We start from the raw sequence: 20,383 nt of genomic DNA on the forward strand, positions 1-20,383 counted from the left end.
ACACCGTGACGCGGGCCACAGCAACCGGAATTCGGACGGCTCAGGCCCGTCGGCGCGAGGACGCTCCCGCCGCGACCGGGGCGCTTTCGCCCACCGCCGCGGCCCACTCGGCGAGCAGCCGCTCGTACTCCTCCGCGGGCCAGTGCTCGTCCGCGCCGTCGACGAGCGCACGGATGGCGTCGTTGGCGGCATCCGCGTCGGTCGGCGCGGGGCCGGGCCGCTCGGGGGAGGAAGACATGCGACCAGGCTACGGGTCCGGTCGGACAACCGCCCCCGCCGAACGCGCCGAACCCCAGGTGGGAGCGGTGCGGGGTGGTCAAGATCACAGGGTCCGGGACGTTTGGCCCGCCCGAAGTCAGGCCGCCTGGGCGGCGTCTCCGCGTACGGCAGCGGCCCACTCGACCAGGAGCCAGTGGTAGCGCTCCTCCTCTTCGGGTGAGAGGCGTCCGTCGGACCGCTCCCACAGCGAGCGGATCTCCGCGTTCACCACCTCGGCAGGGCGAAGCGAGCGGCGGTCGAAAGTCGGGGGCATGGGGACAACCCTACGGCCATGAGGTGACCCACCGCCACGGAGTGGGAACTCTCAGCCAACATGAAGCAGTTGAGCGAGGCGGGAGGCCCGGAACCAAGCGGTTCCCAGGGGGCGAGATCCGGACACGCGGCGTCCTGGCGCGGCAATTGCCGGGCGCGGCCGGGGCGTTGTCCGGCCGCCGGACGGACGCCGCCGCCTATCCTCGCGGCATGGAGCAGAGCGAGGTTCTCAAGCGAGTGATCGGCATTCTCACCGAGGCCGGGGACTACCGCCGCCGCATCGAGCAGGACGACGAACGGGGCGCCGGGGGCACGGACATCGGCATCGTCACCGCTCTGCTCAACGAGACGATGCCGCACATCGAGATCCCGGCCGAGGCCACCCCGCAGGAGATGGCCACCCTCGTGGCGAGGGAGGTCGGCGGCGCCATCCGCCAGCTCGTGGCCGCGTTCAGCCTCGCGTTCGTGGCCCTCGCCCAGGTCCACGACTCCGGCGAGCAGGACGTGACCTCGGCCGATGTGCTCCAGGACCTGGCGCTGCGCGCGGAGGACGTCAAGGGGGGCGGCCCCGGGGAGTCGGCGGACTGAGGTCGCCAACTCCCGTACGCATCAGGTGAGTCAGAGGCCGCCGCCCGCGTCCGGGCTGAGGGTGCCGGCGGCGATCAGGGCGAACAGGGCGATGCCGAGCACGATGCGGTAGACCACGAACGGCATGAAGCTCTTGTTGGAGATGAAGGCCATGAACCACGCGATGACCGCATAGCCCACGCCGAAGGCGATGACCGCGGCGAACAGCGTCGGAAGCATCGGGGCCTGGCCCGGACCGCCCGCGTCCTTCAGCTCGAAGACCCCCGAGGCAAGCACGGCCGGGATTGCGAGCAGGAAGGAGTAACGGGCCGCCGCCTCGCGGGTATAGCCCATGAGGAGGCCGCCGCTGATGGTGGCGCCGGAGCGCGAGACGCCCGGAATCAGCGCCATGGCCTGGCAGATGCCGTAGATCAGGCCGTCCTTGGTGCTGAGTTCGTGCAGCGACTTGCGCTCCTTGGCGGCCCGGTGGCGGCCGCCCGACTCGTCGCGGGCCGCGAGCCGGTCGGCGATGCCGAGCACGACGCCCATCACGACCAGGGTGGTGGCGATGACCCGCAGATCGCGGAAGGAGGTGTCGATCTGGTGCTTGAGGACGATGCCGAGCACGCCGATCGGGATCGAGCCGACGATGACGAGCCAGCCCATCCGCGCGTCCTGGTCACGGCGCAGGGAGCGGTCGGTGAGCGAGCGGAACCAGGTCGAGACGATCCGCGCGATGTCCGTACGGAAGTAGATGAGGACGGCCGTCTCGGTGCCGATCTGCGTGATCGCCGTGAACGCCGGACCCGGGTCCTGCCAGCCCGCGAAGGCCGCGGTCAGCCGCAGATGAGCACTGGAGGAGACGGGCAGGAACTCCGTAAGCCCCTGGACGAGCCCGAGTATGAACGATTCGAACCAAGACATGGGTTACTGCGCCATCCAAGAGGGTCGGGGCCACGGCCGTTCGGCACGACGGGGACCGGCCGGAGCGCCGGTGCGGCGCGGCCGCATCGGCGATCTTGCGCGGATCGAGGGGCACGGTAACGGCCATGGGTTAACGGATGGTTGACGCGGCGAGGACTGCGGGAAGCGTGGCGCTCCGGATTCCGGTGAACCTCGCCGGGCCTGTGTCCTACCGCCGCCGCAGCCCGTGCCGCTTGCGCCAGGCCACCGCGGCGGCCGCGGCGCCGCTCAGCACGATGAACCCCATCGCGATCAGGAAGGCCGGTGAGGTCGGCGACGAGGCGCTGCTGCCCGCGACGACGTACGCGAGGGTGTTGGGCACCGAGCCGAGGCCCGTCGCGAGGAGGAACGGCGTCCACCCCATGCGCGAGACCGCAGCGCAGTAGTTGGCGCCTGCGAAGGGCACGCCGGGGAACAGCCGGATCGCCATCATCGAGCGGAACCCGTGCCGTGAGAGCTGGCCGTCCGCCGCCTTCAGCCAGCGCCCGCGCAACAGGGGCCGCAGCGCGTCCTGCCCGAGCACCCGGCCGAGCCCGAACGCGATGCCCGCGCCGAGCACCGTGCCCACCAGCGAGGACGCGAATCCGGCCCAGGTGGTGAAGAGTGCCCCGGCGGCCAGATTGAGGATGGGGCGCGGCACGAACGCCGCCGTGCACAGCCCGTACGCCACCGCGAAGAGGACGACCGCACCGGCTCCGCCCACCTGCGGCGGCCAGCCGTCGGCGAGCAGCCGCTGAGGCTGGAGGACCAGCACCGCGCTTCCGGCAGCCGTGAGCACCACGACGAGCAGCCCGAGCCGGGCCCACGGCGAGAGCACTGCTCTCGTACAGCGGGCGGCGAGGCCGGGGGACGGGCGGACGGCGGGCTCCAGCATCCGGGGAGACTAACCGACGCGGACGGTTGCCCGTCGTAAGAGCCTGTGCCCGAGCCCCGCCGGCGGCCTGCGGCGAGCCCTGCGCACTCGCCCCGTACCGTGATCCCATGCCCCCTCGCGCGCCCCGCAGCCCGCTCGCCGACGACGTGCTCGGACGGCTCGTCCGGGTCTATCCCGGGGGCGGCGACCCGCACCGGGCCGCCGAGATGGTCGCGTACATGAAGGGCATCGCCCCCTTCCTCGGCATTCGCACCCCCGAGCGGCGCGCGCTGTCGCGGACGGTGCTCGACGGGCTCCCCCGGCCCGCCGAAGCGGACTGCGCAGCTGTCGCGCTGCGGTGCTGGGAGCTGGCCGAGCGTGAGTACCACTACTTCGCGGTCGACTACCTGCGGCGCCACATCCGGGTCTGCTCGTCCGGGTTCCTGCCGGTCGCCCGCCACCTCGTCGCCACCACCTCCTGGTGGGACACCGTCGACCACCTCGCCGCCCACGTCGTCGGCCCGCTCGTAGCCGCCGACGGCGAGCTGGCCGCCGTGATGGACGAGTGGATCGAGGACGACGACCTCTGGATCGCCCGCGCCGCCCTGCTCCACCAGCTCGCCTACAAGGACGGCACCGACCCCGACCGGCTCTTCGAGTACTGCCTGCGCCGCGGCACGCACCCGGACTTCTTCATCCGCAAGGCCATCGGCTGGAGCCTGCGCGAGTACGCCAAGACCGACCCGGGCGCGGTCCGCGCCTTCGTGAGCGCAGAGCGGGAACGCCTGTCGCCGCTGTCCGTGCGCGAGGCGCTGAAGAACCTGTAGGCGTCGCCCGGCGCCTCAACTCCCGCCCACCGAAAACCATTCGACGCGCCGTCGCCCACCAGGGATGATCGGCGACATGTCCAGGTACGCCTTCCTCGCAGCGCCGTCCGCAGTCGCGGACGCGCCGAAGGCTGCCGTCTTCACAGCGGCCTGCGCATTCACGGCCGCAGCGCCCTTCGGCGGCGCCCGAAGCTGACCCTTCCCGGAAAGTCCGGCGGACCCCGTACGGGGAGGGTCGGCCGGATTCAGGGGTCCCAGCACGCTCAGCGACCACGCGAGGGACATTCAGCCATGCCCAAGACGGCATACGTACGCACCAAGCCCCACCTCAACATCGGCACGATGGGCCACGTCGACCACGGCAAGACGACCCTGACCGCCGCCATCACCAAAGTGCTCGCCGAGCGCGGCAGCGGCACGTTCGTGCCGTTCGACCGGATCGACCGGGCCCCGGAGGAGGCCGCCCGCGGCATCACCATCAACATCGCGCACGTCGAGTACGAGACCGACACCCGTCACTACGCGCACGTCGACATGCCGGGCCACGCCGACTACGTCAAGAACATGGTCACCGGCGCCGCCCAGCTCGACGGGGCGATCCTCGTGGTGTCCGCGCTCGACGGGATCATGCCGCAGACCGCGGAGCACGTCCTGCTCGCCCGGCAGGTGGGCGTGAACCACATCGTGGTCGCGCTCAACAAGGCCGACGCGGGGGACGACGAGCTGAGCGACCTCGTCGAGCTCGAGGTGCGCGAGCTGCTGTCCGCGCACGGATACGGAGGCGACTCCGTGCCCGTCGTCCGGGTCTCCGGGCTCAAGGCCCTTGAGGGCGAGCCGCGTTGGACCGAGGCGATCGGCGCGCTGCTCGACGCCGTGGACACCTATGTGCCCATGCCCGAGCGCTATGTCGACGCGCCGTTCCTGCTGCCGGTCGAGAACGTGCTCACCATCACGGGGCGCGGCACCGTCGTCACCGGAGCCGTCGAGCGCGGCACGGTGCGGGTCGGCGACCGCGTGCAGGTCCTGGGCGCGGACATCGAGTCGGTGGTCACGGGCCTGGAGACGTTCGGCAAGCCCATGGAGTCGGCGCAGGCCGGCGACAACGTCGCGCTGCTCCTGCGCGGGGTGCCACGCGACGCGGTCCGCCGCGGCCACGTGGTCGCCGAGCCCGGCAGCGTTTCGCCGAGCCGGAGGTTCACCGCCCAGGTGTACGTCCTCTCCACGCGCGAGGGCGGCCGCTCCACGCCGGTCGCGACCGGCTACCGGCCGCAGTTCTACATCCGCACCGCGGACGTGGTCGGCGACGTCGACCTCGGCGAGCTCGCGGTCGCCCGGCCCGGCGACACGGTCACCATGACCGTCGAGCTCGGCCGCGACACGCCCCTGGAGCCGGGCCTCGGCTTCGCCATCCGCGAGGGCGGCCGCACCGTCGGCGCCGGAACGGTGAGTTCGGTCCTGTGACCAGCGGGCCCGCCTTCCCCAACACCCCGGGGGAGGCGGGCCTTCGGCGTTCCGGCACACTGCGATCATGACGGACACTGCACTGGTACTCGGTTCGGGCGGCCTCACCGGAGTGGGCTGGGAGATCGGCATCCTGCACGGCCTCGCCGTGGCGGGCGTAGACCTGACCGACGCGGATCTCATCGTCGGAAGCTCGGCGGGCGCGGTCGTCGGCGTGAACACGAGCGCGCGCCGGATATCCCTCGCCGAACTGTACGAGCGTCAACTCGCCGACCCCAAGGGGGAGATCGCGGGCCACCTCGGTGCGGGCAAGCTCTTCCGGTACGCGCGAGCCGTGATCGGTTCCCGTACGCCCGAGGACTACGGCGCGAAGATGGGCCGGATGGCGCTCGCCGCGGACACCCCGAGCGAGGCCGACCGGCGTGCGGTCATCGCCGCGCGGCTGCTCACGCACGAGTGGCCCGAGCGGGCGCTGAAGCTCACCGCGGTCGCCGCGGACACCGGCGAGCTGAGGGTCTTCGACAAGGACAGCGGTGTTCCGCTCGTCGACGCGGTCGCCGCGAGCTGTGCGGTCCCGCTGGTCTGGCCGCCGGTCACCGTCGACGGGTGCAAGTGGATCGACGGCGGGCTGCACTCCACGGCCAACGCCCACCTCGCGGCCGGCTGCAGCCGCGTCGTGATCATCGCGCCCAGCCCGGCCGGCGGCGGCCCGCTCGATTCCCCCGCGGCCCAGGCCGCGAAGCTCACCGCGGCGGGCGCGAAGGCCGTGCTCATCACTCCGGACGCCGCGGCCAAGAAGGCCTTCGGGCGCAGCAGCCTCGACCCGGCGCGGCGTGCCCCGGCCGCCCGGGCCGGCCTCGCCCAGGCCGCCGCCCACGTCGACGCCGTCAAGGCACTCTGGGCCTGACGCACACCGCCCGGCGAACCGCTACCCGTTCGCCGGGCGCACGCCCAGGAGATCCGAACTCCTGACATCTGCCGGGCAAAGGCACAATGGGACGGTGAACGACGACCCGCGCGCCGAACCGATACCCGTCGTCCGGGAGGTCGACTGGGGCACCGCCAAACTGCTGCCCGACGTCGACCGGCAGCGCGCCTGGCTCCTGACGGTGAACGGCGCCCCTCAGTCGTACGTGGACCTCGACGACCCCACGTACATCGAGTTCGAGTACGTGCGCCGGCTCGCCCATGTCGTGGACTGCGCGGCCGGCGAAGGCGCCCCGCTCGACGTGCTGCACCTCGGCGGAGGGGCGCTCACCCTGCCCCGCTACGTCGCGGCGACCCGGCCCGGCTCGCGGCAGGACGTCGTGGACGCCGACCGCGCGCTCCTCCAACTCGTCCGCGAACACCTGCCGTTGCCCCCGGGCACCGGGATCACCCTGCACGCGGCGGACGCCAGGGCCTGGGCCCAGAGCGCGCCGGCCGCCTCGGCCGACCTGCTCGTCGCGGACGTCTTCGGCGGCTCGCGGGTGCCCGCCCACCTCACCTCGATCGAGTACGCGCGCGTCGCCGAGCGCGTCCTGAAGCCCGGTGGCATCTATGCGGCCAACCTGGCGGACGGCGCGCCCTTCGCGTTCCTGCGTTCCCAACTGGCCACGTTCCGGGCGGTGTTCGCGGAGGTCGCGCTGATCGCCGAGCCGTCGGTGCTGCGCGGTCGGCGTTTCGGGAATGCCGTACTGCTCGCCTCGGCACGCCCCCTCGATGTCGCGGCGCTTGCCCGGCGTACGGCGGGCGACGCCTTCCCGGCCCGGGTCGAGCACGGCGACTCGCTGCGCCGCTTCATCGCGGACGCGCAGCCCGTCGGCGACGCGGACGCGCAGCCCTCACCCGAGCCGCCCGACGGTGCCTTCGGCATCGGCTGACACCTCCGGCCCGCCCGCGGCCACCTGTTCCGAGGCGCGCCGGGTCAGGCGGCGTACGTCCGGCACGCACAGGACCGCCGCGGTGAGCAGCACGATCAGCGCCGAGCAGCCCCACAGCGCGGACGTGCGGCCGACCGCGCTCTGGGCGGGCCCGGCGAGCGCGGTGGCCAGCGGCACCATGGCGATCGAGCCCAGCCAGTCGTAGGCGGAGACGCGCGAGAGCTTCTCCTCCGGGATCTCCTGGTTGAGCGCGGTCATCCAGGAGACGCCGAACACCTCGATCGACACGCCCGTCACGAGCATGACCGCCGCGAGCGCGCCCACCGGCAGCGGCACGGCGAGCGCCGCCGAGGGCAGGGCCAGCGGAAAGACGCACAGGCTGCCCGCGAGCAGCAGTCGGCGCGGCTTCCAGCGCATCATCAGGAGCGCGCCGCAGAACGTGCCGACGCCGAACGCGGCAAGTGCGAGCCCCCACGGGCCCGGCCCGCCCAGCTCGTCGCGGGCCACCAGCGGCCCGTACACCGCCTCGGCCGCCGCGACCACGGCGTTGACCACCGCGAACTGCACCACGATCGACCACAGCCACGGCCGCGTGATGAACTCCCGCCAGCCCTCGCGGAGATCGGAGACCATGCCGCTGCCCGCCTCGCGCGGCGGGATGTGGCTCACGTCGAGGAAGGCCCGCAGCGCGCCCGCCACCGCGAAGGCCGCGGCGTCGATCGCGAGCACCCAGCCCGCGCCGAACACGGCGATCAACGCGCCGCCCAGGGCAGCCCCGCCGATGCCCGCGCCGTGCATCGCCATCCGGTAGAACGCGAAGGCACGGCCCGCCTCCACGCCGCTCACGCTGGACATGAGCATGCCCTCGGAGGCGGGGCCGAAGAACGCCTGGCCCACGCCGCCGAGCGCGGTGAGCGCCATCATCTGCCAGAGCTTCGGGTCGCCGGTCAGGACGAGGAGCGCGAAGGCGCCCTGGGAAAGGAAGTTGAGGGTGTTGGCGGCGACCATCACCCGGTGGCGCGGAAGCCGGTCGGCCAGCGCGCCGCCGACCAGGAGGAACAGGACGAGCGGCACGGTGCGGGCCGCCGCGACCAGGCCCACGTCGCCACCGCTGCCGCCGGACTGGAGCACCGCGAACGCCGCCGCGATCAGCGCGCCCTGGCTGCCCAGGTTGGTGACGACCGCGGCCGCGGTCAGCAGGGTGTAGTTGCGGCCCGCCCACGAGGGGCGGCGCGTAGGCGAAGGGGTGGCGGCGGAAGTCACCGAGGGACTATCGCCGCCGCCACCCCGTGGCGGCAAACGGTTTTGCGGCCTCGCCCGCGGCAGGAACCCGGTCCCTTTCAGGACCGGATCGCGTAAGCCGTGCGCCTCAGGAACCGGAGTCGGTGACCGGCACGAGCCGGATGGTGCTGAGGATCTTCTGGATGGTGTCCTCGTCGACAGCGCCGGGGACGCCGGTGTTGGCGATGAAGCTCCAGGCCGCGAGGTCGCCCTTGGCGGTCTTGAAGCCGAACAGCACGGACTGGCCCTCGGTGGTGCACTTGTCCGTCTTCTTCACGCCGGTCGTCTTGGCGCGGACCACGCTGCCCTGGAGGCCCGACTTGGTCGTGAAGGGGACCGGCTTCTCGGAGGTGATGTGGTTCTTGTCCGGCTGGGTGTAGGCGTAGTACAGCCAGTCGTCGGCCTGCTCGGCCGCCTCGTCGGTCGACTTGGCGCCGTTCGCGCCCTTGGTGCCGATCTGGGCGAGAGCGGTGTTCACATCACGGCCGCTGCCGTTCTTGGCGGTGCACCACTTCGACTTGTAGTACGCGGGGGAGGACATCATCATGCCGCCGAACCCGTTGGGGTCCGCCTTGTCGGACCAGCCCACGCTCATGCCGGGGCTGTCGACCTCCCAGTCCGGCGGCACGTCGAAGGCGTCGCCCTTGGTGGGGTTCACCACGACCTTCCAGCCCGCGATCACCGGCTGGACCTGGGCGCCCGCGCCACGCGGGTTGGCGGCCGGGGAGGACGGCGCCGCCGGAGACGAAGCCGCGGGCGACTTCTTGTCCTTGCCATCGGCCTTGGTGTCGCTCTTGCCGTCGTCCTTGAGGACCACCACGCCGGTCACGGCGGCGGCCACGACCACGGCGGTGGCCGCGATGATGGCGATGAGGGTGGTCTTCTTCTTGTCGTTGTTCTCCGGCGGCTGAGGCGGCCCGGGCGGGCTGCCCACCGGGTACTGCGGCACCGTCGGCTGCTGGTACGGGTTCGGCGTCTGGTAACCCTGCGGCGGGTACCCCGGCGGCTGCGTGGGCGGCTGCCCCGGCTGCGCATAGGGGTTCGGCTGCTGGTACCCCGGCTGCTGGTACGGGTTCTGATTCGGATCCTGCGGGTTCTGCTCGCCCCCGGGCGGCTGCTGTCCTGGCCACATGGCCAGTAACCATAGAGGTGCACTCCCGCTCCTGCTACGGCCGCCCCCGCCAGGGGATGGCCAATGATGGCTACCCATGGGTAACATCGGCTCCATGAGCGCTGATCAGATGTCCGTGGGCGAGATGCTCGCCGCGACCGTTCCCATGGCCCGCACCCTCAACCTGAAGTTCCTGGAGACCACCCCCGAGCGCGCCGTGGTGGAGCTGCCGGACCAGCCCGACTACCACAACCACGTGGGCGGACCGCACGCCGGAGCGATGTTCACGCTCGCCGAGTCCGCCAGTGGCGCCATCGTCATCGCCGCGTTCGGCGACCAGATGAACCGGGCCGTGCCGCTCGCCGTCAAGGCCGAGATCGGCTACAAGAAGCTCGCCATGGGCGTCGTCACCGCGACCGCGACCCTTGGCCGCCCGATCGCCGACGTGGTGGCCGAACTCGACGCGGGACAGCGCCCCGAGTTCCCCGTCGTCATCGAGATCCAGCGCGCGGACGGCGCCGTGACCGGCGAGATGACCGTTGTGTGGACGCTGCGCCCCAACTCCTGATCACCCCGTAGCGGGGGCTACGGAACCCGAAGGCGTCCCGGCTCCGGCCGGGGCGCCTTTTTCCATGTCCTGACGGCCGCCTCGTCGCCTTCATTGACTCTTCCACCGGACGGTCCTACGTTTCCCGGCGCCTCGTGGCGCCTGACGGGGTGTCAACTCGGTCGTGACGCATAGTGCGTTCACAGGTCGAACGCCGGCCCGCCGCCTGCTGTGCCGCGGTCCACCACGTCGTGCCCGCACACAAAGGAGTGACGGTCCATGCCCGACACCGTTTCCCGAAGGTCAGCACTGCGTCTGCTCGGCGGCGCCGTCACGGTCGCGGCGGCCGCGACCGGCACCCTCGCCGCCCCCGCTCGCGCGCTCTCCACCACCCCCGCCTCCCGCAGGGTGGAAGCGCTGATCGCCCGCCTCACCCCGGACGAGAAGGTCGCGCTCCTGCACGGCGCCGACGACCCCGGGAACCTGGGTCAGGCCGGCTACGTCCCCGGTGTGCCCCGGCTCTCGATCCCCCCGCTCAGACTCGCCGACGGACCGGCCGGCGTCCGCGTCACCGCCCACGCCACCGCGCTGCCGGCCCCGGTCATGCTCGCCTCCGCCTTCGACCCCGCGCTCGCCCGCGAGTACGGCGAGGTCATCGGCCGCGAGGGCCGCGCCCTTGGCCAGGACGTCCTCCTGTCGCCCATGGTCAACCTGATCAGGACCCCGTACGCCGGACGCAACTACGAGACCTTCTCCGAGGACCCGCTGCTCGGCGCGGACCTGGTCGCCGAGGAGATCCGCGGCATCCAGAGCCAGGGCCTCGTCGCCACCGTCAAGCACTTCGCCCTGAACAACCAGGAGAAGGACCGCATGTCCATCGACGTGCGGATCGCCGAACAGCCCCTGCGCGAGCTCGAACTCCGCGGCTTCGAAGCGGCCGTCGCCGCCGGAGCGGGCGCCGTGATGGGCGCGTACAACAAGGTGAACGGGACCTTCGCCTGCGAGAACAAGCCAATTCTCGGCGACATCCTGCGCGACGGCTGGGGCTTCGACGGCTGGGTCATGACCGACTGGTTCGCCGCCCACAGCACGGTCGCCGCCCTCACCGCCGGGCTCGACATGGAGATGCCCAGCGGCAACTACTTCGCCGACGCACTCAAGAAGGCCGTGCTCGACGGCAGCGTCCCCCAGGCGCTCGTCGACCGCTCCGTACGCCGCATCCTGTCCGTCATGGACCGGTTCGGGCTGCTCGACGGGAGCGCTCCCGCACGGCCGGGCCGCGACCCGCGGGCCGGAGCACGCACCGCGCTCAAGGTCGCCAAGGCCGGCGCCACCCTGCTCCACAACCGGCACGCCACCCTCCCCCTCACCGGCCGCTCCGCCCGCACCATCGCCGTCATCGGGCCCACCGGAACCATCCCGTTCGTCAGCGGCGGCGGCAGCGCCCACGTCGTGCCCGACCACGCGCAGAGCCCCCTCGACGCCATCGGAGCCCGGGCCGGCCACGGCGCCCGCGTCGGCTACGCACTGGGCGAGGACCTCTTCGGCAAGCCGCTCCCCGGCACCACCGCGGGCGCCGACTTCGAGGGCCAGGGCGTCGCCCCGGGCGCCACCTGGACGTACGACGGCACACTCACTGTCGACGAGGCCGACGAGTGGACCTTCTGCATCCACTACTCCGGCGACCGCCCCAAGGTGCTCCTGGACGGCACCGAACTCTTCCCGCCCGCGCCCGGCCTCGGCGAGCTGTTCGCCGGCGGACTCATCGGCGCCGCACCCGACGGGCTCACCGTCCGCCGCAGCACCCTGGACCTCACCGCGGGGACGCACCGGCTCACCATCACCGCCAAGGGCCGCGACAAGGGCCAGCTCTTCCGGCTCCGCCGCACCACCGGAGCCACCCGGGCCGCCGACGTCGCCGAGGCGGTGCGCGCCGCCCGCGCGGCCGACAGCGTGGTCCTTTTCGCGTACGAGGACGCCACCGAGGGAGCCGACCGCACCTCCCTCGCGCTGCCCGGCCACCAGGGCGAGCTGATCGAAGCGGTCGCCGCCGCCAACTCCCGCACCACCGTGGTGCTCAACACCTCGTCGTGCACCACCATGCCCTGGCTGGACCGCGTCGGCGCCGTACTGCAGATGTACTACCCGGGCCAGGAGGGCGCCGAGGCCACCGCGGCCGTCCTGTTCGGGGACTGCGACCCCGGCGGGCGGCTCACCCAGACCTTCCCCGTCTCCGAGGACCGGCACCCCATGGCCGGGGACCCGCGCCGCTACCCCGGCGTGGACGGCACCGAGGAGTACTCCGAAGGCATCCACCTCGGCTACCGCTGGTACGACGCCGAGGACGTGACCCCGCTCTTCCCCTTCGGGCACGGTCTCTCCTACACCACCTTCGAGTACGCGGACCTGAGCGTGCGGCCCGACGGCGACGGGCTCGCGGTCGGCTTCACCGTCCGCAACACCGGCCGCCGCACCGGCACCACGGTCGCCCAGGTCTACCTCGGCCCCTCGCCCGACCTCCGCCTCGACCAGGCGCGCCGCGCCCTGGCCGGCTACCGCCGCCTGGAACTGGAGCCCGGCCGCGAGCAGCGGGTGACCGTACGGATCTCCGCGCGCTCGCTGTCCTCGTGGGACCCGGAGCGGCACGGCTGGGTGCTCGGCACCGGAACGCGCGAGGTGAGCGTGGGTGTCTCGGCGCGCGAACCGCGGCTCGTCGGCCGTGGCCGGGTCCGATCGCGCTCAGCGGCCGGCCGACCTTGACCGGGTAGGCTTCCCGGCGTGCGCCAGGGGGGCGCACGCCGGGCTCCGGCCCGGTGCGAGCGGGAGGAAGCGGCGTTGCACATCCAGGAGTGGCTGGAGAACATCCCCGCCGTCAGTGTCTATCTTCTGGTGGCGCTGGTCATCGGGGTCGAAAGCCTCGGGATCCCGCTGCCCGGCGAGATCGTCCTGGTCAGTTCGGCACTGCTCGCCTCACAACAGGGCCACATCAATCCGGTCGTGCTGGGCGCCTGCGCCACGGCGGGAGCGGTGATCGGCGACTCGATCGGCTACGCGATCGGCCGCAAGGGCGGCCGGCCGCTGCTCGCCTGGCTCGGCCGCAAGTTCCCCAAGCACTTCAGCGAGGGCCATGTCGCCATGGCGGAACGGTCCTTCCAGAAGTGGGGCATGTGGGCCGTCTTCTTCGGCCGCTTCATCGCCCTGCTCCGCATCTTCGCGGGCCCGCTCGCGGGCGTCCTGCACATGCCGTACTGGAAGTTCCTCATCGCCAACGTCCTCGGCGGGATCTGCTGGGCGGGCGGTACGACGGCCGTCATCTACTACGTCGGCATCGTCGCCGAGTCCTGGCTGAAGAACTTCTCGTACCTGGGTCTGGTCGCTGCGCTCCTTATCGGCGTCGTGTCGATGCTGGTGGTCAAGAACCGGGCGAAGAAGTCCATGGCTCAGGCCGAGGCCGATTCCGCGCCGGATCAGGTTCCGGCCGCGGACTGATTGCTTCCGCCGGGAGTGGATCGGCCGCGGGCTGTCCGTGACTGGTCACGCAGTGCCCCGCGCTCCCAAGGGGTTCCACTGGGCCCGCCGTGCAGGTTCCCACGCCCTTGAGCGGGTTCGGAAGCGCACAAGTCGCGCCCCTCAGGGAGTTCTGTCCCGCAGCAGTACCTTCACCGCCCGGCCGAACACCATCCGGCCGGTCCGCGCCGTCAACCCGTCGAACGCGCGCGGAAGTCCGCGTACGCGCAGGTCCTCCCGCCAGATCACATACGATCCCGGCCCTGACGCACCCACCTCGATCTCGGCCCAGCCCGTGATCGCGCGGCCGTGCTTCTCCAGGCGGCACACGCCCGGGCCCGCCTCGGTCGGTGGCTGCCAGCGGGTGATCTCCATCGGGTCGTCGAAGCCCACGGGGCCGAGGCCGGTGCGGGCCACGAAGACCGTGCCCACGCCGGTCGGTGGCGGGGTCCTCACGACGATCCGGGTCAGCGGGACGCTGTCGCCGTGCCGTTCCCAGTCGGTGAGCCGACGCCACGCCTCGGCGGGAGTGAGGTGCGTGCGGCGGGCGATCCGCAAGAGTGCCATCGCGCGATCGTAAGCGGCCCCCCGGCCGCGCGGGCCCAGGCGCGGTCGCTTAGCGTGACACCCGGCGCGATGGAATCCGTACAGGGTCCGTACAAGGAGTGGCGCATGGCAGAGCAGGCGTTGGTCGTGGCAGTGGGCGGCAAGACACCCGAGATCGCCCCGACCGCATTCACCGCACCCACCTCCGTGGTGCTCGGCGAGGTCAGCCTCGGGGCGGGCGCGAGCGTCTGGTACCACGCGGTCCTGCGGGCCGACTGCGGGCCGATCGTGATCGGCGCCGAGAGCAACATCCAGGACAACTGCACCGTGCACGTGGACCCGGGCTTCCCGGTCACCGTCGGCGAGCGGGTCACCGTCGGGCACAACGCGGTCCTTCACGGCTGCACCGTCGAGGACGACGTCCTGGTCGGCATGGGCGCCACGGTCCTCAACGGGGCCCGGATCGGTGCCGGTTCGCTGATCGCGGCGCACGCCCTGGTGCCGCAGGGCATGGTCGTGCCGCCCGGCTCCCTGGTCGCGGGCGTACCGGCGAAGGTGCGGCGCGAGCTGACCGACGAGGAGCGCGAGGGGATCAAGGTCAACGCCCTGATGTACCTGGGCCTGGCCGAGGACCACCGCACGGCGCACGGCGGCTGAGCCCGCGCTGAGCGGAAGATCACAGGCGTCGGCCCTGATCGGCCGGGTCGGCGATGAGTACCGTGTGCGGGTGCCCAAGAACAGAAACACGTTCTCATCGCTGACCGCCTGGCGGCGCAGGCTCGCCTCCCGCGCGGTCCACGGCGGTTGGGGCCTGATCAAGGAGGCCGGTGCGGTCACCGCCGAACACCCGGGGAAGCTGCGCTTCCGCCGGATCGGCACCGGAACCCGCCTCGCCTTCCCGCAGGGCACCGTGTTCGGCGAGCCCTGGATCGAGCTGGGCGACCACTGCATCATCGCCGAACAGGTCACCCTGACCGCCGGGATGATGCCCGGTCTCGACCTCGGTGCCGATCCGATACTGACCCTGGGCAACGGGGTCGTGCTCGGCCGGGGCAGCCATGTCATCGCCGATACGACGGTCACCATCGGCTCGGACACGTATTGCGGCCCGTACGTCTACATCACCTCGACCAATCACAGCTACGACGATCCGCACCAGCCCGTGGGCAAGCAGTGGCCGCGCATGGAGCCGGTCGAGATCGGCCCCGGCTGCTGGCTCGGCACGGGCGCCGTGGTGCTTCCCGGCGCGCGGCTCGGCCGCAACGTGGTCGTGGCGGCGGGCGCGGTCGTACGCGGTGAGGTGCCCGACCATGCGGTGGTGGCCGGGGCCCCCGCGAGGATCGTCCGCACCTGGGACGAGGAGAACGGCTGGCAGCCGCCGCTGCGCACGCCCGCGCCGGTGCCCATCCCCGAGGGCGTCACCCCTCAACAGCTGCTCGCCATCGCGGAGTTGACGCCCGAAGAGGCCTGATCAGCCGGTCGCGAGCAGGACGGTGCCGACCAGGGCCAGACCTGCGCCCGCCGCCTGCACCACGCGCAGTCGCTCCTTGAGGACCCCGCGCGCCGCGAGGGCGGTGACCACGGGGTAGAGCGAGGCGAGCACGGCCGCCATGGTGACGGGGCCCTGCTGTGCGGCGATCGAGTACGTGCCGTTGGCGGCCACGTCGGCCAGGCCCACGAAGGCCAGCGCGGGCAGCGAGAGCCGGACCAGGCGAAGGCCGCCGTCCTCGGGCAGGGCGCGGGCGCCGCGCCGTACCGAGATGTACAGGGCGCTGCCGCCGACGGCGATGTTGGTGACGCGCTGCACGAACAGCGCGAGGAAGAGCCCGGTCACGGTCGTGGACGCCTCGGAGATCAGCGCCATCACCGCGCCGAAGCCGAAGGCCGCGAGCAGCGTGAGCAGGATGGCCTGGCGGCGCACCGCGGCGCCGCGGAACTCCGGGCCGCCCGCGAGCAGGATGCCCACCACGGCCACCGCGATCCCGGCGAACTGCAGGAAGCCGGGGCGCTCCCCGAGGACGAGCCCGACGCCGACCGGCACCGCCACGCCCAGCGAGCCGAGCGGCGAGACGACGCCCATGGGGCCGAGTGCGAGGGCCTTGTAGAAGCTGAGCATGGCGACCGGGCCGACGGCCCCCGCCGCGACCGCGAACCAGAGCTGCGGGCCCGCCTCGTGCCAGCCGCCGGTCGCGACGACGACCGCGCCGAGGACGACCACGGCGACCGACTGGGAGGCGACCACGACGGTCAGCGCGGGTATGCGCCGGGTGAGCAGCCCGCCGCCGAAGTCGGCCAAGCCCCACAGGAGGCTGGTGGCCAGGGCGAACAGTGCTGTCATCGGGGGCCTCGCAGTACAGTGCAGTGACACAGGGGATTCAGTGGGGTGCACTCCACCGTAGTGCACCATATTGAACCCTGTCATCAAAAATATTGGACGGCCTCTCTGGGGCCCACCTGATGGACGGAATGTGTCGGACCTCGAACTGCTGACCCAGTCACTGGCCCGCAACGTCAAACGCTGGCGCACCGAGCGCGGCTTCACGCTGGACGCGCTCGCGACCCGCGCCGGGGTCAGCCGCGGCATGCTCATCCAGATCGAGCAGGCCCGGACGAATCCCAGTGTGGGCACCGTGGTGAAGATCGGTGACGCGCTCGGCGTGAGCATCACCACCCTGCTCGACTACGAGAGCGGGCCCAAGGTCCGCATCGTGCCGCCCGAGCAGGTCGTCCGGCTCTGGTCCACGGAGCAGGGGAGCTACAGCGCGCTGCTCGCCGGGACCGAGGCGCCCGGCCCGCTGGAGATGTGGGAGTGGCGTCTGATGCCGGGGGACGCCAGTGCGTCGGACCCGCATCCGGCCGGCACGATTGAACTGCTGCATGTGACGCACGGCACGCTGACCCTCGTCGTGGACGGCGTCGACCACCCCGTCCCGGCGGGCCATTCGGCATCGTTCGAGGCCAACGCGCCGCACACATACGGCAATCGGGGTGCCGAGCCGGTCGTGATGACGATGGCCATCTCGGTTCCCTTTGATCGCTGAGCCGATCAACCCCTTTGCCGGTACGGCCGGTTGGCCTCATGGCCGTACGCTTGTAAGAGAGCTGCGGAGGGGGAGACCGAGCCCGAACGTGAGCCGGTGTGTGCCCCCGGGGCGCGCGCCGTGATCGGTTCTGGACGATTTTGGCCTTGTATCTGGTGTTCAGGGCCGAGTCGGGTGGAGGCTGACTATCGTCACTCTCGCGACTGAGGGGGCGACGAAAGCGGAGTTCATCTCGGACGAAACCACTCGTGTGGGTGGTTTTGGCGCCAACGCCGAACCTGGGCACGGGCCAACGCAGTTGTGGTGTCCCGGGGAGGCGGCAGTGGTCGGACCAGTCGCTCGTGGCGCATGAGCGCACATGGGCACGGCGTGCGGCCGAATTGCACGACCTGTGAAAAGCCCATGCAATGTTCTATGAGCCGTTTTCTGCGCAGTGATCCAGAAAGACCTTGCTGCGACAACGGCGCTACGATCCGAAAGGCGCTCACGTGGAAGCTCTCGTCTCGGCGGCCGAACGGCCCGGCCCCGCCCCCCACAGGCCGGCCAGCGGGCGGCTGCCGCTGGTGAAGCGGGCAGCGGCGCAGGGCGCCGGGAAAGCTCCGGCGAGCCTGGCCAGGGTGATGACAGCAGGCGGGAGCGCCGGCGTCCCCGGTACGTCCGCCTTCCAGTCGGCGCTCTGACGGGCGGAACGACTCACCCCATGGACCGGCCGATTCAGCCTGCCTTGTCCCAGTTTGTGCTGAAGGTGCACAGCCGCTGCGATCTGGCATGCGATCACTGTTACGTCTATGAACACGCGGACACGAGCTGGCGCGGCCGGCCCCGAGCCGTCTCCGAGGACATCCTGGCGCAAGTGGCGGACCGGATCGCCGAGCACGCCAGGCGTCACCAACTCCCCACCGTCCACGTCGTTCTGCACGGAGGCGAGCCCCTGCTCGCCGGACCCGACCGGATCCGGCGCGCCGCCGAGGAACTCCAGCGGGCGCTGCACACGGTGAGCGCTCTCGATCTGCGCATGCACACCAACGGTGTGCTCCTCGACGAGAAGTTCTGCGAGCTCTTCCTCGAACTCGGCATCAAGGTCGGGGTGTCCCTCGACGGCGACAAGGTCTCCAACGACCGCCACCGCCGCTACGCCGACGGCCGCAGCAGCCACGCCAAGGTCATCCGCGCGGTTGAGCTCCTCAACCGCCCGCGCTACCGGCGCCTGTTCGCCGGGCTGCTCTGCACCATCGACGTCGAGAACGACCCGGTCGCCGTCTACGACGCGCTCGTCGCACTCTCGCCGCCCCGCATCGACTTCCTCCTCCCGCACGCCACGTGGGACACCCCGCCGCCCCGCCCCGGCGGCGCGGCCACCCCGTACGCGGACTGGCTCGACGCGATCTACCGGCGCTGGGACGCGGCGGGCCGCCCCGTCCCGGTCCGCATCTTCGACTCCGTGCTGCGCACCCTGCGCGGCGAGAGCAGCCTGACGGAATCGCTCGGGCTCGCCCCGGCCGACCTCGTCGTGATCGAGACCGACGGCACCTTCGAGCAGGCCGACAGCCTCAAGACGGCGTACGACGGGGCCCCGGCCACCGGCATGGACGTCTTCACGCACTCGCTCGACGACGTGCTCCAACACCCCGGCATGCTGGCCCGCCAGCAGGGCATCGGGCAGCTCTGCGCGCAGTGCCGGAGCTGCCCGGTCGTCCAGTCCTGCGGGGGCGGCCTCTACGCCCACCGCTATCGCACCGGCAACGAGTTCGACAACCCCTCCGTGTTCTGCCCCGACCTGCTGGCACTGGTCACCACCATCCGAGACCGGGAGGCGGCCGTGCCCGCACCGACGCCGACATCCGCCGAACTGCCCCTGGATCAGGGAGACTTCGATGCCCTGGCCGCGGGTTTCGGCGGCGCGGACACCGTCGCGCGCCTCGCGGCGGCCCAGCTGGAGATCAACCAGGAGCTGCTCGCCGCCGTCAGCGAACGCATCGCCCTCTCCGACCGTGAGGGCGCCAGGGCCTGGGAGCTCCTGACCGACCTGGACGCCGAGGTGCCCGCCGAACTCGACGCGGTCCTCGCCCACCCCTACACCAGGCCATGGGCCCTGAGCGTGCTCGAAGGCAGGGCGGCGCCCGCGGGCGGGCTCGCCGAGATCGCGGCCGCCACGGTGCTGCGGGCCCGGCTCGGCCGGAGCGTCACGGTACCGCTGCGCGGCGGCGCCCTGCGGCTTCCCGGGCTCGGCAGCGTACGGCTCGACGGCGGGGCCGAGGACGCCGAAGTGACCGCGGGCGCCGACGGGTTCACCGTGCGGGCCGGCTCCGGGCGGCTCGACATCGGCTGGCACGAAGGCCTGGACGGGCCGACGCCGCGCTGGCACCCCGTGCGCCTCTTCGAGGGCGAGGGCTGGAGCGTGGCCATCGAGGACACCGACCCGCTGCGGGACTGCCACAAGTGGCCCGTCTCCGGGCGGCTCGCGGCCGACGAGGCCAAGCTGTGGGCCGAGGACCTGACCGGTGCCTGGTCCCTGATCCGGCACGAACTGCCCGCCTACGCCGACGGCGTGGCCGCGGGGCTGCGTCTGATCACCCCGCTGCACGCACAGGAGCGCAGCAACGTCAGCGCCGCCTGCAAGGAGGCCTGGGGCGCGATCGGGGCCGCCAGGCCCTCCTCGCCCGACCTGCTCGCCCTGCTGATCGTCCACGAGTTCCAGCACGTGAAGCTCGCCGCGGTCCTCGACGCCGTCGACCTGTACGACACGGCCGACCGGAACCTGTACTACGCCCCCTGGCGCGACGACCCGCGGCCGATCGGCGGGCTGCTCCAGGGAACGTACGCCCATATCGCGGTGACCGACTTCTGGCGGGTGCGCCGGCGGACCGCGGAGGGGACCTCCGAACGCGGCGCGGCCGAGGCGCAGTTCGCGCGTTGGCGGCAGCAGACGGCGGAGGCCGTCGAGGAGCTGCTTGGCTCGGGAACCCTCACCGACCTGGGGCAACGCTTCGTCGGGCGCATGGGGCACACGGTGCGCGGCTGGCTGGACGAACCCGTCTCGGGGGCGGCTCTCACGGCCGCGGCCGGCTCCGCGAAGCGCCATCGGGCCGAGTGGAAGGCCCGCGTCGAAGCCTCGCGCTGAGTGAATTCCCCCTCGAATTGAGCGAATTCTCCCGCTAATTGGTTGATCCACTCACTGAGCTACGCATGATTTCGGTCATGATCTGATCGGAACTCCGTGAGTGGATCAACCATTGGGTTTGTTCGTTCTGTTCCGCCGGAGAATCCTCCGTTCCTACACTGAGGA

The 20,383-nt window shown here is 71.9% G+C and carries 20 protein-coding genes; 12 read left to right on the forward strand and 8 right to left on the reverse strand.

The annotated features are described in order from the left end of the window. Positions 1 to 40: 40 nt before the first annotated feature. Complete coding sequence (locus ABD346_RS08080) at positions 41 to 238, reverse strand: hypothetical protein (protein WP_189960653.1); 198 nt, start codon at positions 236 to 238, stop codon at positions 41 to 43. Between the two features lie 117 nt (positions 239 to 355). Further along, positions 356 to 532: a hypothetical protein gene (locus tag ABD346_RS08085; RefSeq protein ID WP_344373372.1), complete on the reverse strand. Its 177-nt coding sequence runs from the start codon at positions 530 to 532 to the stop codon at positions 356 to 358. Positions 533 to 741: 209 nt separating this feature from the next. On the opposite strand from ABD346_RS08085, the gene ABD346_RS08090 reads away from it, so the two are divergent. After that, the gene (locus tag ABD346_RS08090; protein ID WP_344373373.1) at positions 742 to 1,119 is read left to right on the forward strand and encodes a hypothetical protein; all 378 of its coding nucleotides are present in this window, start codon (positions 742 to 744) and stop codon (positions 1,117 to 1,119) included. A 30-nt stretch (positions 1,120 to 1,149) separates the two neighbouring features. On the opposite strand, the gene ABD346_RS08095 is transcribed toward ABD346_RS08090, so the two are convergent. Continuing rightward, positions 1,150 to 2,022, reverse strand: a complete 873-nt coding sequence (locus ABD346_RS08095) for an undecaprenyl-diphosphate phosphatase (RefSeq protein ID WP_344373374.1) — start codon at positions 2,020 to 2,022, stop codon at positions 1,150 to 1,152. A gap of 208 nt (positions 2,023 to 2,230) precedes the next feature. Then, entirely contained in the window at positions 2,231 to 2,935 is a 705-nt protein-coding gene (locus ABD346_RS08100; protein ID WP_344373375.1) for a TVP38/TMEM64 family protein, read from the reverse strand. 107 nt (positions 2,936 to 3,042) lie between these two features. Between ABD346_RS08100 and ABD346_RS08105 the strand changes: the two genes are divergently transcribed. The 4 genes from ABD346_RS08105 to ABD346_RS08120 all read left to right on the forward strand — a co-directional run bounded on the left by ABD346_RS08105 (position 3,043) and on the right by ABD346_RS08120 (position 7,064). Continuing rightward, positions 3,043 to 3,741 carry a DNA alkylation repair protein gene (locus ABD346_RS08105; RefSeq protein WP_344373376.1) on the forward strand — a complete coding sequence of 233 codons (699 nt, stop codon included), beginning with the start codon at positions 3,043 to 3,045 and terminating at the stop codon, positions 3,739 to 3,741. 291 nt (positions 3,742 to 4,032) lie between these two features. Then, entirely contained in the window at positions 4,033 to 5,202 is a 1,170-nt protein-coding gene (gene tuf / locus ABD346_RS08110) for an elongation factor Tu (protein WP_344373377.1), read from the forward strand. Between the two features lie 67 nt (positions 5,203 to 5,269). Beyond that, a complete protein-coding gene (locus ABD346_RS08115) occupies positions 5,270 to 6,109 on the forward strand; it encodes a patatin-like phospholipase family protein (RefSeq protein WP_344373378.1) in 840 nt (279 codons plus the stop codon). A gap of 94 nt (positions 6,110 to 6,203) precedes the next feature. Continuing rightward, positions 6,204 to 7,064, forward strand: a complete 861-nt coding sequence (locus ABD346_RS08120; protein ID WP_344373380.1) for a spermidine synthase — start codon at positions 6,204 to 6,206, stop codon at positions 7,062 to 7,064. Here the strand turns inward: ABD346_RS08120 and ABD346_RS08125 are convergent. After that, on the reverse strand, positions 7,026 to 8,327 hold the full coding sequence (locus tag ABD346_RS08125) for an MFS transporter (protein ID WP_344373382.1): 1,302 nt from the start codon (positions 8,325 to 8,327) through the stop codon (positions 7,026 to 7,028). The two genes, ABD346_RS08120 and ABD346_RS08125, sit on opposite strands and share 39 nt — an antisense overlap. Before the next feature lie 106 nt (positions 8,328 to 8,433). Further along, positions 8,434 to 9,477: a DUF8017 domain-containing protein gene (locus tag ABD346_RS08130; RefSeq protein WP_344373383.1), complete on the reverse strand. Its 1,044-nt coding sequence runs from the start codon at positions 9,475 to 9,477 to the stop codon at positions 8,434 to 8,436. A gap of 109 nt (positions 9,478 to 9,586) precedes the next feature. Between ABD346_RS08130 and ABD346_RS08135 the strand changes: the two genes are divergently transcribed. The 3 genes from ABD346_RS08135 (at position 9,587) to ABD346_RS08145 (ending at position 13,492) form a co-directional block, all read left to right on the forward strand. After that, positions 9,587 to 10,024, forward strand: a complete 438-nt coding sequence (locus ABD346_RS08135) for a DUF4442 domain-containing protein (protein WP_344374429.1) — start codon at positions 9,587 to 9,589, stop codon at positions 10,022 to 10,024. A 258-nt stretch (positions 10,025 to 10,282) separates the two neighbouring features. Continuing rightward, positions 10,283 to 12,763 (forward strand): beta-glucosidase family protein, encoded by a 2,481-nt coding sequence (locus ABD346_RS08140; protein ID WP_344373385.1) that lies wholly within the window; start codon positions 10,283 to 10,285, stop codon positions 12,761 to 12,763. Positions 12,764 to 12,838: 75 nt separating this feature from the next. Continuing rightward, positions 12,839 to 13,492 carry a DedA family protein gene (locus ABD346_RS08145; protein WP_344374430.1) on the forward strand — a complete coding sequence of 218 codons (654 nt, stop codon included), beginning with the start codon at positions 12,839 to 12,841 and terminating at the stop codon, positions 13,490 to 13,492. Between the two features lie 141 nt (positions 13,493 to 13,633). Here the strand turns inward: ABD346_RS08145 and ABD346_RS08150 are convergent, their stop codons facing one another. Continuing rightward, entirely contained in the window at positions 13,634 to 14,077 is a 444-nt protein-coding gene (locus ABD346_RS08150; protein ID WP_344373387.1) for an SRPBCC family protein, read from the reverse strand. Positions 14,078 to 14,182: 105 nt separating this feature from the next. Here ABD346_RS08150 and ABD346_RS08155 point away from each other — a divergent pair, with 105 nt between their 5' ends. Further along, positions 14,183 to 14,713, forward strand: a complete 531-nt coding sequence (locus ABD346_RS08155) for a gamma carbonic anhydrase family protein (RefSeq protein WP_344373389.1) — start codon at positions 14,183 to 14,185, stop codon at positions 14,711 to 14,713. A gap of 70 nt (positions 14,714 to 14,783) precedes the next feature. Then, a complete protein-coding gene (locus ABD346_RS08160) occupies positions 14,784 to 15,527 on the forward strand; it encodes an acyltransferase (RefSeq protein ID WP_344373391.1) in 744 nt (247 codons plus the stop codon). Here ABD346_RS08160 and ABD346_RS08165 read toward each other — a convergent pair whose 3' ends face one another. Then, complete coding sequence (locus ABD346_RS08165) at positions 15,528 to 16,394, reverse strand: EamA family transporter (RefSeq protein ID WP_344373393.1); 867 nt, start codon at positions 16,392 to 16,394, stop codon at positions 15,528 to 15,530. Positions 16,395 to 16,524: 130 nt separating this feature from the next. Between ABD346_RS08165 and ABD346_RS08170 the strand changes: the two genes are divergently transcribed. Both ABD346_RS08170 and ABD346_RS08175 read left to right on the forward strand, forming a co-directional pair. After that, entirely contained in the window at positions 16,525 to 17,097 is a 573-nt protein-coding gene (locus ABD346_RS08170) for a helix-turn-helix domain-containing protein (protein ID WP_344373395.1), read from the forward strand. Between the two features lie 700 nt (positions 17,098 to 17,797). Further along, positions 17,798 to 20,218: an FxsB family cyclophane-forming radical SAM/SPASM peptide maturase gene (locus ABD346_RS08175; RefSeq protein WP_381228312.1), complete on the forward strand. Its 2,421-nt coding sequence runs from the start codon at positions 17,798 to 17,800 to the stop codon at positions 20,216 to 20,218. Positions 20,219 to 20,383: the final 165 nt, after the last annotated feature.

Origin of the sequence: Streptomyces mauvecolor (assembly GCF_039532965.1) — a bacterium.
In the GTDB taxonomy this organism is placed as follows: Bacteria; Actinomycetota; Actinomycetes; order Streptomycetales; family Streptomycetaceae; genus Streptomyces; species Streptomyces violascens.